The following is a 12,779-nucleotide window of genomic DNA, read 5'->3' as shown; positions in this document are numbered from 1 at the left end:
GGTGGGCGCGCGCTGAGGTGGGCGCGCGCCGCGGAGTGCGGGAGCGTGAGGTGCGCGCGGCAACGCGGCGCAGCAACGCGCGGCAGTGCGGTGAGCGCGGTGAGCGCGGCGGGGCCGGCCGCCACGCTGCACGGGGCGCGGCACAGCAGGGCAGCAGCGTGCGGCGAGACAAGGCGCGGGTGCGGGCACGGCGAGCCACGCGGGGCGCGACCGATGTCACCTGCCACACGCTGCGCTGACCTCCCCACACAGCCCCCACCGGGGACGGCCTACCGTAGAGGTGTGCGGCTGAAGTTCCTCCTCCGGCCGAGCTGGCTCGCCCTCGTGGTGGGTGTGCTCGCGTTCGCGTTCGCCTGCTTCACGCTGCTGTCCCCGTGGCAGTTCTCCCGCAACGACGAGCGCGAGGCCCAGAACAGGGCCATCGAGGCCTCCCTCACCGCCGACCCGCGTCCGTTGAACGACGTTCTCCCGCCCGGCGCCGTCCCCGACGCGAACACCGAGTGGACCCGCGTCGAGATCACCGGCTCCTACCTGCCGGAACACGAGGTCGTGGCACGCCTGCGGACCGTGCAGGGGCAGCCCGCGTTCGAGGTGCTCACCCCGTTCCGCGCCACCGACGGCCAGGTCGTCCTTGTCGACCGGGGCTACCTCCAGCCGGACTCCCGCACCGAGGTCCCGCCCTACGCCGCACCCCCGGCGGGCACCGTGACGATCGTCGCGCGGATCCGGGAGGACGAGAACGACCCGAAGAACCGGGACGCCTTCGCCGACGCCTCCACCCACGGCAAGCTGCAGAGCTACAGCGTCGACTCCCGCGTGGTGGCGCGGTCGAGCGGCCTGGACATCCGCAGCGGCTACTTCCAGCTCGACTCCGACCAGCCGGGCGTGCTCAACGCCCTGCCGCTGCCGCAGACCGACGCGGGCCCGTTCTTCTCCTACGCGCTGCAGTGGATCGCGTTCGGGGTCATGGCCATCGCGGGCCTGGTGTACTTCACGGTCCGCGAGCTGAAGCCCGGCGGTGTGCTCAACGAGATGGCCGAAAAGAACAAGCGCAAGCGCAAGTCGGTCGCCGAAATCCTGGCCGAAGACGAGGTCAACGAGACCGGCGGCGAAGACCGAACAGAGCAGCCAGCACAGCGGAACTGACCCCGGCCAGCCACCCCACCACCCGCGACAACTCGACCGCGCGCGTCACGTGCCCGGCGTCCGGGTTCCGGCCGTCGCCCAGTACCGGCAGTTCCTCGACGCCGTGCGGGTAGACCGTGCGGCCACCGAGGCGGATCTCCAGCGCCCCCGCGAACGCCGCCTCCATCCGGCCGGCGTTCGGGCTCGGGTGGGCCGCCGTGTCCCGCCGCCACGCGCGCCACGCCCCGGCCGCCGAGCCGCCGACCACCGGCGCGCTCGACACCGTCAGCGCGGCCGCGAACCGGGTCGGCAGCAGGTTGACCAGGTCGTCCAGGCGCCGCGCGAACCACCCCGCCGGACGGGTCGGGTCGCCAACGGTCCGCAGCACCGACACGGTCCGCGCGGCGAGCAGGCCGGGCATTCCGGCGACCGCGCCCCAGAACAGCGGGCCGACGACGGCGTCCGCGGTGTGTTGCGCGACCGACTCCACCGCCGCACGGGACAGGCCGACGACGTTCAGCCCGCCGGTCTGCCTGCTGTCCAGTTCGGACAACGTCTCGCGGGCCGCGTCGAGTTCGCCCTCTTCGAGGTCGCGGGCCAGTTCGGTGCCGTCGGCCGCGAGACCGGCGCCGCCGAGCACGGCCCACGTCGCGACGGCCGTGCCGAGCGCCTGCAGGACCGGGCTGCGCCGCAGCGACCGCTCCGCCAGCACCCCGGCCACCACGGCCGAGCCGGCCAGCCCGCCGGCGAAGGCGACGCCGGCCAGGCGGTGCTGGGGCAGGCTCGCGTCGACGGTCCGGACGGCGCGGGTGAACACGGTGACCGGCCGTCCGCGCTTCGGCTCGCCGATCACCCCGTCCGCCGCCGCCCCCAGCAGCAGTCCGATCGCCCGTGCGGCACTCACTCGTGGCTCCCCCCGAGGTCGGTATCCGCCGTGAGGCTACTCGAACTGCTGGGCGACCTCGTCGCGCGCCTGGACCATGATGTCCCGCATCGCGCGCTCGGCCCGGTCGGCGTCTGCCTCGTCGATGGCGCGGGCGACCTCCAGGTGCAGCGCGACCGCCTCCGGCTGCGGTTCCGGCGGCATCAGGCCGTGCTCGGTCCGCCCGGTCAGCACCTCCGCGACGACCGCCGAGAGCTGCGTGAACATCGGGTTGCCCGACGCGGCGAGCACCAGGTGGTGAAAAGCGATGTCGTGCCCGAGGAAGGTGTGCAGGTCCCGCGCGTGTGCGGTGACCTCCAGCCGGGCACCCAGTGCCCGTAGCCGCCCGCGCTCCTCGGGGGTCGCGCGGATCGCGGCGAAGCGCGCGGCGCTCGGCTCGACCGCCCACCGCAGCTCCATCAGGTTGCGCAGGGCGACGGGACGCTGCTCGCCGTCCAGTTGCCAGCGGATCAACCGGGGGTCGTAGTGGTTCCAGTCGGCGCAGTCCCGGACCGTGATGCCGACGCGGCGCTTGCTCGTGGTCAGCCGCATCGCCTCGAGCGCGCGGACGACCTCACGCGCCACGGTGCGCGAGGCGCCGTGGTTCTGCTGCAGCTCTTCCAGCCGCAGCACCGTGCCCGGCGGCAGCTTCCCGCAGGCGATCGCGGTCCCCACCGCGTCGAGCATGCGCTCGTGAATTCCCTCGGCCACGCAGGTGACGCTAGACCACTGATTCGATTAAGTAGTACTTGTGGGTTGAATAAGTAGTACTTTTGCGTTGCACTGATCGAGTGACAGCGAGGTCGGAGGAGCGAAGCCAATGACGGTCATCGTCGTGATGGGTGTCGCCGGTTCGGGCAAGACGACGGTGGGTTCGGCGTTGGCCGAGCGCCTCGGCGTCGAATACGCGGAAGCGGACGCCTTCCACCCGCCGGCGAACATCGAGAAGATGTCGTCCGGCCACCCGCTCGACGACGAAGACCGGTGGCCGTGGCTGCACGCCATCGCGGCGTGGATCTCCGAGCACCAGGCCACAGGCGGTGTGGTGTCGTCGTCCGCGCTGAAGCGGCGCTACCGCGACGTGCTGCGGACCGGCGGGGACGTGTGGTTCCTGCACCTCGACGGCCCCCGGGACGTCCTTGCCGAGCGGATGCAGGGGCGCACCGGGCACTTCATGCCGGTGTCGTTGCTGGACTCCCAGCTCGCCGATCTCGAACCCCTCGAAACCGATGAGCGCGGCCTGATCGCCGACATCCTCGAACCCCCGTCGGCGATCGTGGACCGCGCGCTCACCGAGCTGGCAAAGGAGCAGCCGTGAGTACTCTCGCCGCCGCCTGGACCGGGACCGACACCCGGCTGGTCGTCGCGACCCTGATCGGCATCGCCGTGATCGTGGTGCTGATCAGCAAGGCCCGCATGCACGCCTTCCTGTCGCTGATCATCGGATCGGTGGTCGTCGGCCTGCTGGGCGGACTGCCGGTCGACAAAGTCATCAAGAGCTTTTCCAGTGGGGTGGGCTCGACCGTCGCGTCGGTCGGCCTGCTGATCGCGCTGGGCGCGATGCTCGGCAAGCTGCTGGCCGATTCCGGTGGGGCGGAACAGATCGTCGACACGATCCTGTCCCGCACGTCGTCGAAGGCGCTGCCGTGGGCGATGGCGCTGGTCGCCGCCCTGATCGGGCTGCCGATGTTCTTCGAGATCGGCCTGGTCATGCTCATCCCGGTCGTGCTGCTGGTCGCCAAGCGCAGCGGCAAACCGCTGATGCTGGTCGGGATCCCCGCGCTGGCCGGGCTTTCCGTGCTGCACGGCCTGGTGCCGCCGCACCCCGGCCCGCTCGCCGCGGCCGGCGCGCTGAACGCGAGCGTCGGCATCGTGCTCGGCCTCGGCCTGCTGGTCGCGATCCCGACGGTGATCATCGCGGGCCCGCTGTTCGGCAAGCTCGCCGCGCGCTGGGTGCCCGAGGCGCGGGCGCCGGAACACCTGATCCCGTCCGCGGGCGGGAGCGAGGACGAGCGGCGGCGGCCGAGCTTCACCGCGACGCTGGTGACCGTGCTGCTGCCGGTGGTCCTGATGCTGGGCAAGGCGATCGCGGACATCGTCGCCGACAGCGGCAACCCGGTCCGCCGGGTGCTGGACTTCGTCGGTGACCCGCTGATCGCGCTGCTCGCCGCGGTGCTGCTGGGCATGTTCACGCTCGGCCGCGCCGCCGGGTTCACTCGCGACCGGCTGGCTTCGACGGTCGGCGAGTCGCTCGGCCCGATCGCCGGGATCATCCTGATCGTCGCCGCGGGCGGCGGGTTCAAGCAGATCCTCGTCGACGCGGGCGTCGGCAACGTCGTCACGCAGCTCGCCGAGGGCGCCAACATCCCGGCGCTGCTGCTCGGCTGGCTGGTCGCGGTGCTGATCCGGCTCGCGACGGGCTCGGCGACCGTGGCGACGGTGTCCGCGGCCGGGCTGGTGTCCGGCCTGGCGGCGACGATGTCGCCCACCGAGGCGGCGCTGCTGGTGCTCGCGATCGGCGCGGGCTCGCTGTTCTTCTCGCACGTCAACGACGCCGGGTTCTGGCTGGTCAAGGAGTACTTCGGGTTGTCCGTCGGCCAGACCATCCGGAGCTGGTCGATAATGGAGACGGTGATCTCGGTGGTCGCGATCGCGATCATCCTGCCGCTGGGCGCGCTGCTCGCCTGAGGCCGAGGGGCCTTCGGTTGGTGCCGAAGGCCCCTTATGCCGTGCGCGCCGCCGCAGAACGCTTGGCGGCATGACCGAAAAACTCCTGATCGACGAGTACCTGCCCGAATACGAGGCGCACCAGCTGGACGCCGTAGTCGTCGAGGCGCCGCCGGACGCGGCCTATCGCGCGGTCCGCGACCTGGACCCGGACAAGGTCGCACAGGCCGTTCCCCTGCTGCGGGTGCTCGGCCGGGTCCGCGCTCTTCCGGCCGCGATCGCCGACCGGATCCGCGGCGACACCGAACCGCCACCGGAATCCCTGCCCGCCGAGGAGTACCAGGCGGCGTTCGTACTGCTCGACGAGCGGCCGGGCGCGGAGTTCGTGGTCGGCATGATCGGCAAGTTCATGACGGCGACGCAGCTGGAGTTCCGGCGGTTCGAGCCGGGCGAGTTCACCGGGTTCGAGGAGCCCGGCTACGGCAAGGTTGCGCTGAACTTCGTCGTCCAGCCGTACGGGCCGGGCCGGTCGCTGCTGACGACCGAAACCCGCACGGCGACGACGGATGCGTTGTCGCGCAACCGGTTCGCCCGGTACTGGACCGTGGTCGGACCGTTCGCCGGGTTCATCATGCGGCGATGGCTGCGCCTGGCGAAGCGCAACGCCGAGTCAGCCGAACGCGACGTGGTCCAGCCAGAAGGCCAGCAGTGACGCGTCCCCGGTGACGGCGAGCCCCTCCACCGGCCTGCGGCGGTAGACGAGCAGCAGCAGGTCGGTGAGCGAGCCGCGCACGGTGACCGCCGCGTCGGCGGGGCCGCGGCGCCAGCGGATGACGTCGCCGGTGAGGTCGACGAACCAGGACACCTCCGGCGCCTGCAACACGATCGTCCGGCCCGGCCCGAGCAGTTCCCGCTTGCGCGGGTCGATCTCGAAGTGCTGGGGCAGGACGTCCAGCTCCATCCACTCGTCGAGGGAGGCTGCCGCGACGTCCTCGGCGACGGTGAACTCCACGCCGGCGGCGAGGCAGGCGTCGGCACGGTGGACGACCGTCTCGTGCGCGAAGCGGCGCGCGAGGAACTCCGACCGGTTGAAGTCGAACGGCCCCCAGGTGGGTGCGTCGGGGCCGGCGTCGCGCAGCGTTTCCGAGAGCCGGCGCGCTCCCTCCAGCAACCACTGCGTGGGCACTTCGCCGGCGTCGTCACCGTGGAGTTCGCGCAGCTGGTCGTCGGGCAGGTACTCGAGGCTGCGCGTCCGGACGATCTCCTCGGCCCAGCGGTGCCCGCCGCCGATGTGGCGCAGCAGCATGCCCAGCGTCCAGCCGGGGCACGACGGCACCGGCGCGCGCAGGTCCGCGCCTGCGATGCCGGCCGTGAGCAGCTCGGTCTGGGTGACGATCTCGGCGCGGAGCCGGTCGAAGTCCACGGTTTCCCCTTTCGTCGTCTGACACGGGGAGGTCGGAACCGCGACCGGCTTTTCGACATCGGGCCGCACTGGCTTCCGGCCGATGGCGCGCCGACGTGCCCCCGACCGGGCACCGCGCACGCCGCACACCCACGAGGAAGCCGACCCTCAGCCCCGTTCCGCGTAGGCCCACGCCTCCAGCATCACGCGTGCGATCGACGAATTACCGGGCAGGATCAGTTCGCTCGTGCCGTCGAGGATGGGGACCGGGCGGCCCTTCGCCTCGAACGCCGCGCGCACCTCGGCGCGCGGCACCCACAGCGCGGCCTCGATCTCGCCGTCGGCCGGGACCAGGGGGCGGGACGCGTCCGCCCTCGCGGCGAAGCCGAGCATGATCGAGCGCGGGAACGGCCACGGCTGGCTGCCCAGGTACCGCACGTCGTGGACGTCCGCGCCGACCTCCTCGCGGATCTCCCGCACACAACAGCCCTCGAGCGACTCGCCGGCCTCGACGAAGCCGGCCAGCACCGAGTACCGCCCCGGCGGCCACACCGGCTGCCGCGCCAGCAGGACGTGCGAGCCGTTGACGCCCTCCTCGTCGTGCACCAGGCAGATGATCGCCGGGTCCGTGCGCGGGTACTCCTCGCGGCCGCACGCCTCGCACTTCGACGCCCACCCGAACTGCACCAGGTGCGTCGGGCTGCCGTCGCGCACGCAGAACCGCGCCTGCCGGTGCCACACCCGCAACGCCTGCGCCGTGGTGAACAGCCCGGCCGCCGTGTCGTCCAGCTGGTCGCCGTGCGCCCGCAGCGTCACCCACAGCTCGCCGTCGACCCGCGGCGCCTCCTCGGGCATGCCCCAGCTGCCCGGGATCTCGACGATCTCCGGTTCGCCCTCCGGCTCGCCCGGCAGCGACCAGTAGTCGACGCCCTGCCACTCGCCGAGGAACACCGCGTCCGCGGGCGGTTCCTCGCCGAACGTCAGCGCCTTGCGGGTCGCCAGGACCGCTTCTCCCTCGCGCACCGGCGTGCGCAACTGCTTGTCCAGCAGCATGACCTGCGCGTCCGGCCACCGGGCGCGCAGGCGCTCCGGGTTGGTGCGCAACGTCTCCTGCCGGTCCACAGTGGACCGGGAGAGCGTCGGGAGGCGGCCCAGCGTGAACGGTGCGACGGTCACTTGCCGGGCTCCCCCACGGTGACCCCGCCGAGCGCGGTCAGCTGCGGCGCGAGCGTCTCGGCGTCACCGACCACGACACCGGTGAACCGGGCCGGGGCGAAGAAGTCGAGCGCGGCCTGGGCGACCTCCTCCACGGTGACCGCGGCGACCCGCCGCGGGTGCTCGGCCAGCCACTCCACACCGAGGCCGGCCGCGGTCAGCGCGGCGAGCTGGCTGGCCAGCCCGGCCTGCGACGACGTCGCGGTGAGCAGCGAGCCGACGGCGTACTGGCGCACCGACTCGACCTCCTCGGCCGTCGGCGGCACGACCGCGAGCCTGCCCAGCTCGTAGCGGGTCTCCAGCAGCGCGGCCGCGGTGACCTCGTTCGCCGTGTCCGCGTCGACCCCGACGGTCGCCGTGGTGCCGGTGAACTCGAACCCGGAGTGCGCGCTGTAGGTGTAGCCCTTGTCCTCGCGGATGTTCTCCACCAGCCGCGAGGAGAAGTAGCCGCCGTAGGTCATGTTCGCCAGCTGCAGCGCGGCGTACCGCGGGTCCGTGCGCGGCAGCGACTGCGCGATGAGCCGGATCTGCGACTGCACCGCCCCGGCCCGCGGCACCAGCAGCAGGTCACCGCCGGTGACCTCGGGCAGGCCGGGCATCACGACCGCCGACGCGTCGGACGACCAGCCGCCCAGGACGCGCTCGACGTCGGCCGCGATCCGCTCCGGGTCGATGTCGCCGACGATCACCAGCACCGAACCACGCGGCAGCACCGCGGCGGTGTGCAGCGCGCGGACGGCCTCCGGCGTCACCTGTTCCACGTCGGCGGCCTGCGGCACCTCGCGGGTGGCCGGGTGGTCGCCGTAGACGTGCCTGAGCAGCGCCTCGCGGGCGATCACCCGCGGCTGCGTGCGCGACACCGCCAGCCGCTCGACCAGCCGGGCCGACTCGCGCGCCACCTCGTCATCCACATAGGACGCGCCGGTGAGCGCGTCGGCGAGCACGTCCAGCAGCGTCGGCAGGCCGGTCGCCAGTCCGTTGCCGGAGATGGTCAGCCGCTCCGGGTCGACCACGGTGTCCAGCTCGCCGCCGATCAGCGCCAGCTCGGTGTCGATCTCGATCCGGTCGCGCCGCGCGGTGCCGGTGAGCATGGTCTCGGCGAGCACCTCGGCGGTGGCCGCGTGCAGCGGCGCGGTGCCGCCGAACGGGATCCGCAGCCGCAGCTCCACCAGCGGCACGGTCGGCTTGCGGACCGCGAGCAGGCGCAGGCCGTTGGACAGCACGGTGTCCACGTGGGACAGATCCGCCGCGGCCTTCTGCGCGCCGAGCTCCGGGACCGGGCGCGGTCCGGTGGCGGTGCGGCCGATCTCCTCGGCGCTGCGGTGGTCGACGGACGTCACTTCGCTCCCCCTTCGGGCTCGACGAGCAGGACCGCGCGCGAGTCGGGCCGCAGCGCCTTGGCGGCGGCGGCCACGTCCTCGCCGGTGACGGCCGCCATCCGGTCCGGCAGCCGGGACACCAGGGACGGGTCCCCGTAGAGCAGTTCGAACGCGCCGAGCGACAGCGTCCGGGACATCAGCCGGTCGTGCTCGGCGTGCAGGCTCGCGCTCCAGCGCGCGGTGACCTTGGCCAGTTCCTGGGCGTCGGGCGGCGTGGCGGCGAGCTTCTCCAACTCCTCGTCGACCGCGGCCAGCACCCGGTCGGCCGGGACGTCCGGCGAGTGGATGGCGGTGATCGAGAAGGTGTCCGGGTCGCGCGCCTCGAACGGGCCGAACAGGCCCGCGCCCGCGCCGATGTCGGTGACCAGCGGCTCGCGGTGCACCAGCCGCTGCTGCAGCCGGGAGCCGTCGCCGTCGGTCAGCACGCCGGCCAGCACCAGGTTCGCGAGATAGGCGTCCAGCTCGCCGACCGGGTCCGGCATCCGGTAGCCCACCGCCAGCGCGGGCAGCGGCGCGTGCGGGTCGGTGTGCTGGCCGCGGACCTCGCCGGCGGGCGGCGGCTCGGCGAACGAGCGCTTCGGCGGCGCCGGGCGGTGCGGCACGTCGCCGAAGTGCTTCTCGATCAGCTCGCGCGCCCGGTCCGGCTCGAAGTCGCCCGCGACGGTGAGCACCGCGTTGGCCGGCGAGTAGTAGGTGTCGAAGAACGCCGCGCAGTCGTCCAGGCTGGCCTGCTCCAGGTCGGTGAAGTCGCCGTAGCCGTTGTGCGCGTTGGGGAACGTCGAGTAGAGCACCGGCGGCAGGAGGATCCACGGGAACCCGCCGTAGGGCCGGTTCAGCACGTTGAGGCGGATCTCCTCCTTCACCACGTCGATCTGGTTGGCGAGGTTCTCCTTCGTCAGCTTCGGCGCGCGCATGCGGTCGGCCTCGAGGAACAGCGCGCGCTCCAGTGCCGCGGAGGGCAGCACCTCGTAGTAGTCGGTGTAGTCCGGGTGGGTCGACCCGTTGAAGGTGCCGCCGCTGGACTGCACGATCTTGAAGTGCGCGAGCTTCTCCAGGCTCTCGCTGCCCTGGAACATCAGGTGCTCGAACAGGTGCGCGAACCCGGTGCGCCCCTCCGGCTCGGAGCGGAAGCCCACGTCGTAGTGCACGGCGACGCCGACAACCGGAGCGGTCGGGTCCGGCGCGAGCACTACGCGCAGGCCGTTGTGCAGGGTGAAGCGGGAGGTCTCGGCCATGCGCCCCACCATACGGCCATCACGGGGCCGGGGTCCGACGACGGTCCTGCAGGGCAACGAGGAATTCACCGAGAGCGAACGCGGTGTCCGGCGCCGGCCGTCCGAGGGCCAGTGCGTAGGGCACGAAGCGGTCACCGGCGGGCAGTCCGGCCGGGTCGCGCAGGCGCCGGGCGAGGGTGCGGCCGCGGCGGGTGCGATGCGGGAGGAACCGGGCGGCGAGCGCCAGTGCGAGCCCGGTGAGCGCGAGGATCACGCCGAGCTGCGCGTAGCCGGTGGTGAGCGCGAGGACGATCGTCAGGAACAGGCCGTAGCAGGTGATCCGGATGCCGGCCCGGCGCGCGCGGCCGGGTGGGCGGAGCCAGCCGCGGCGGATCGCGTCGGCTTCCAGGTCCTGGAGGGGGTCGTCGCCGTCGAGGACGCGGCGCTCGAAGCCGGTGAGCCGGTCGTCGGGCGGGTGGGCCGGTCCGGCGTCCGGCCCGAGGTAGCCGCGGATGGCCAGGTCGACGGCGGTGACGACCACCGGGTCGGCGCCGCGGAGCAGCGCGATGTGGCCGGGCAGGACGCCGTCCGGGGTGGCGAACGGTTCGGCGGTGAACCCGGCGGGCAGGGGCGGGCGTGGGCGGCGGGCGAGCAGGAGTGACACGGCCCCGGCGAGGAGCAGTAGCCCGAAGACGGCCCACGCCCACGCGACGGGTGCGGTGAGGACGAACGCGCCGGCCAGGGTCTTCGCCGGCTGGACGCGGGCGTTGGCGGGCACGGTGCCGGGTGGCAGGTCGACCGCGATGTCCAGCGTCTGCCCCGGTTCCAGGCGCTGGCCGGAGAAGCGGGTGAGGCCGGTCTGGTCGTTCTGCGCGGCCGTGCAGCCGGTGCAGCGGACGCCGATCGCGATGCGCGGCGCGGCGAAACTGGCGCGGACGAGGGTGCGGGCCGTGTCCCAGCCCTCCAGGGTCCAGGTCACCTCGAGGTGGTCGCCGGCGTCCCGGACGGCACCGTCCACTGTGTACCGCAGGACGGAGGTGCCGGGGTTGAGGGTGACGGTGACGGCGTCCGCGCGCCGCTCGGCCGTGCCGGAGCCCTCGATGCCGAGGTCGCGGAGGGAGTGCACGCGGTCGCGGTGGTCGCCGGCCGGCGTGCGGAGCTCGATGGTCCGGGTGGTGCGCTGCTGCACGTCGACCGCTTCGACGACCGAGAGCGAGCCGTCGGGCTGGAGCCGCATCTCGATCTCGGCGCTGGCCGGCAGCGCCGGAAGCGGCGGGGTGACCAGCAGCAGGGCGGCGCACAGCCATCGCACTCGCGCAGGTTAGCGGGCGAGAAGTCGCGCGATGGCGGCGGTGATGTCGGCGGCGAGGCGGTCGTCGACCGGGGCGTGCCTGCTGAGCAGGCGGTACCACATGGTGCCGAACGCGAAGTCGACGACGAGCGGGAGCGGGACGTTCTCGGCGAGCTGTCCCGCCTCGACGCCCTGTCGCAGGAACCGGTGCAGGACGTCGCGCCGCGGGCCGATGACCGTGCCCTGCAACCGGTCCGACAGCGCCGGGTCGTTCTGGGCGTCGGCCATCAGGCCGACCAGCGCACGCCCGGTCGACTCGTGGGTGAGCGCGAACGTGCGGGCGAGGATCCGCTCGATGTCGCGCAGGGCGTCGCCGGTGTCCTCGTCGAGCCGCGGTTCGCGTTCGCGGAGGTCGATGAGGGCGTCCAGCAGCACCTGCGCCTTGTCCGGCCACCAGCGGTAGACGGTCTGCCGCCCGACACCGGCCTCGTCGGCGATCGCCTTGATCGTGACCTGCGGGTAGCCGTCGCGGTGGCAGATGCGCAGCGCGGTGTCCAGGATCGCGCGCCGGGCCTCTTCGCTGCGGGGGCGTCCTCTCATGCGGGGCACTTTACAAGACACCGTGACTCGAATATGTTTTCAGTACACAGTGTCTCGAAATTGGAGGAGAGATCGTGACCGAACGAGTCGTGATCCTGGGTGGCACCTCGGGCATCGGGCTGGCGACCGCCCACCGCATGGCCGACAGCGGCCGGGAGGTGATCGTGACCGGGCGCGACGCCGGGAAGCTCGACGCCGCGCTGGCGAAGCTGGGCGACGCGCGGGGCGAGATTGTCGACGCGCGGGACTACGAGGCGCTGCAGTCGTTCTTCGCGTCGACCGGGCCGGTGGACCACCTGGTCGTCACAGTGACCGGGGCGCCGGGGACGACGGCCTTCCCCGACCTGACGATGGACGGCCTGCGCGAGGGCGTCGAGGGGAAGCTGGTGCCGCACACCGCCGCGGCGCGAGCGGCGCTGCCGGTGCTGCGGGGTTCGCTGACGTTCGTGACGGCGGCGTCGGCCGGAGCGGCGATGCCCGGGACGGCCGCGCTGGCCGCGGTGAACGCCGGGATCGAAGCGATGGTGCCGGTGCTGGCGGTGGAACTGGCGCCGGTACGGGTCAACGCGGTGTCGCCGGGTGTGATCGACACGGCCTGGTGGGATTTCCTGGACGCGGACGCCAAGGCGGAGACCTTCACGGCCATCGCGGCCGGGCTGCCGGCGCGCCGGGTGGGCACGCCGGACGACATCGCCTCGGCGATCGCGTTCCTGACGGACAACACCTACACGACCGGAGTGGTCCTCCGGGTGGATGGCGGCGGACGGCTGGCGTCGGCGGCCTGATCCGGGAGCGCGACGGTCGCCGCGGCGGTGGAATCGCCTGGCGCCTGCGGTGGCGGGACTGCCGTTGCCCCTGTGGGTTGGCGGCAGCTCGCGAAACCCGGCTTGATCCGGGATCACCGCGCGAATCGCCGCGGCAGCGGCGGGAGCGCGTGCCAGCGGCGGGAGCGCGTGGCAGCGGC

General features: G+C 73.0%; 13 protein-coding genes. 5 read left to right on the top strand and 8 right to left on the bottom strand.

Features of this window, described 5'->3' with window-relative positions:
• Positions 1-282: 282 nt before the first annotated feature.
• Entirely contained in the window at positions 283-1,146 is an 864-nt protein-coding gene (locus ABZ193_RS23440; RefSeq protein WP_237337666.1) for an SURF1 family protein, read from the top strand.
• Here ABZ193_RS23440 and ABZ193_RS23435 read toward each other — a convergent pair.
• Together ABZ193_RS23435 and ABZ193_RS23430 are read right to left on the bottom strand one after the other, a co-directional pair.
• Entirely contained in the window at positions 1,094-2,029 is a 936-nt protein-coding gene (locus tag ABZ193_RS23435) for a cobalamin biosynthesis protein (protein WP_020419737.1), read from the bottom strand. The two genes, ABZ193_RS23440 and ABZ193_RS23435, sit on opposite strands and share 53 nt — an antisense overlap.
• A gap of 36 nt (positions 2,030-2,065) precedes the next feature.
• On the bottom strand, positions 2,066-2,734 hold the full coding sequence (locus ABZ193_RS23430) for an FCD domain-containing protein (RefSeq protein ID WP_020419738.1): 669 nt from the start codon (positions 2,732-2,734) through the stop codon (positions 2,066-2,068).
• 133 nt (positions 2,735-2,867) lie between these two features.
• On the opposite strand from ABZ193_RS23430, the gene ABZ193_RS23425 reads away from it, so the two are divergent.
• The 3 genes from ABZ193_RS23425 to ABZ193_RS23415 all read left to right on the top strand — a co-directional run bounded on the left by ABZ193_RS23425 (position 2,868) and on the right by ABZ193_RS23415 (position 5,426).
• The gene (locus ABZ193_RS23425; RefSeq protein ID WP_020419739.1) at positions 2,868-3,365 is read left to right on the top strand and encodes a gluconokinase; all 498 of its coding nucleotides are present in this window, start codon (positions 2,868-2,870) and stop codon (positions 3,363-3,365) included.
• Positions 3,362-4,735 (top strand): gluconate:H+ symporter, encoded by a 1,374-nt coding sequence (locus tag ABZ193_RS23420; RefSeq protein WP_237337668.1) that lies wholly within the window; start codon positions 3,362-3,364, stop codon positions 4,733-4,735. Before ABZ193_RS23425 ends, ABZ193_RS23420 begins: the two co-directional genes overlap by 4 nt.
• Before the next feature lie 70 nt (positions 4,736-4,805).
• Positions 4,806-5,426, top strand: coding sequence for a hypothetical protein (locus ABZ193_RS23415; RefSeq protein WP_354711456.1), 621 nt, complete (start codon positions 4,806-4,808; stop codon positions 5,424-5,426).
• Here the strand turns inward: ABZ193_RS23415 and ABZ193_RS23410 are convergent.
• The 6 genes from ABZ193_RS23410 to ABZ193_RS23385 form a co-directional block, all read right to left on the bottom strand.
• A complete protein-coding gene (locus tag ABZ193_RS23410; protein WP_020419742.1) occupies positions 5,385-6,137 on the bottom strand; it encodes a maleylpyruvate isomerase family mycothiol-dependent enzyme in 753 nt (250 codons plus the stop codon). The two genes, ABZ193_RS23415 and ABZ193_RS23410, sit on opposite strands and share 42 nt — an antisense overlap.
• 147 nt (positions 6,138-6,284) lie before the next feature.
• Complete coding sequence (gene nudC, locus ABZ193_RS23405) at positions 6,285-7,292, bottom strand: NAD(+) diphosphatase (RefSeq protein ID WP_354711455.1); 1,008 nt, start codon at positions 7,290-7,292, stop codon at positions 6,285-6,287.
• Positions 7,289-8,671 (bottom strand): pitrilysin family protein, encoded by a 1,383-nt coding sequence (locus ABZ193_RS23400; RefSeq protein ID WP_237337671.1) that lies wholly within the window; start codon positions 8,669-8,671, stop codon positions 7,289-7,291. Before ABZ193_RS23400 ends, nudC begins: the two co-directional genes overlap by 4 nt.
• On the bottom strand, positions 8,668-9,945 hold the full coding sequence (locus ABZ193_RS23395) for a pitrilysin family protein (protein ID WP_237337672.1): 1,278 nt from the start codon (positions 9,943-9,945) through the stop codon (positions 8,668-8,670). Before ABZ193_RS23395 ends, ABZ193_RS23400 begins: the two co-directional genes overlap by 4 nt.
• Before the next feature lie 19 nt (positions 9,946-9,964).
• Positions 9,965-11,236, bottom strand: coding sequence for a DUF2207 domain-containing protein (locus ABZ193_RS23390; RefSeq protein ID WP_354711454.1), 1,272 nt, complete (start codon positions 11,234-11,236; stop codon positions 9,965-9,967).
• A 9-nt stretch (positions 11,237-11,245) separates the two neighbouring features.
• Complete coding sequence (locus ABZ193_RS23385; RefSeq protein WP_020419747.1) at positions 11,246-11,815, bottom strand: TetR/AcrR family transcriptional regulator; 570 nt, start codon at positions 11,813-11,815, stop codon at positions 11,246-11,248.
• A gap of 74 nt (positions 11,816-11,889) precedes the next feature.
• Here ABZ193_RS23385 and ABZ193_RS23380 point away from each other — a divergent pair, with 74 nt between their 5' ends.
• Positions 11,890-12,600, top strand: coding sequence for an SDR family oxidoreductase (locus tag ABZ193_RS23380; protein ID WP_020419748.1), 711 nt, complete (start codon positions 11,890-11,892; stop codon positions 12,598-12,600).
• Positions 12,601-12,779 lie beyond the last annotated feature (179 nt).

Source organism: Amycolatopsis sp. NPDC006125, assembly GCF_040614195.1.
GTDB lineage: Bacteria > Actinomycetota > Actinomycetes > Mycobacteriales > Pseudonocardiaceae > Amycolatopsis_E > Amycolatopsis_E tucumanensis.
The sequence above is the reverse complement of the archived record's forward strand: the minus strand, read 5'-3'. Positions and strand labels throughout refer to the sequence as shown.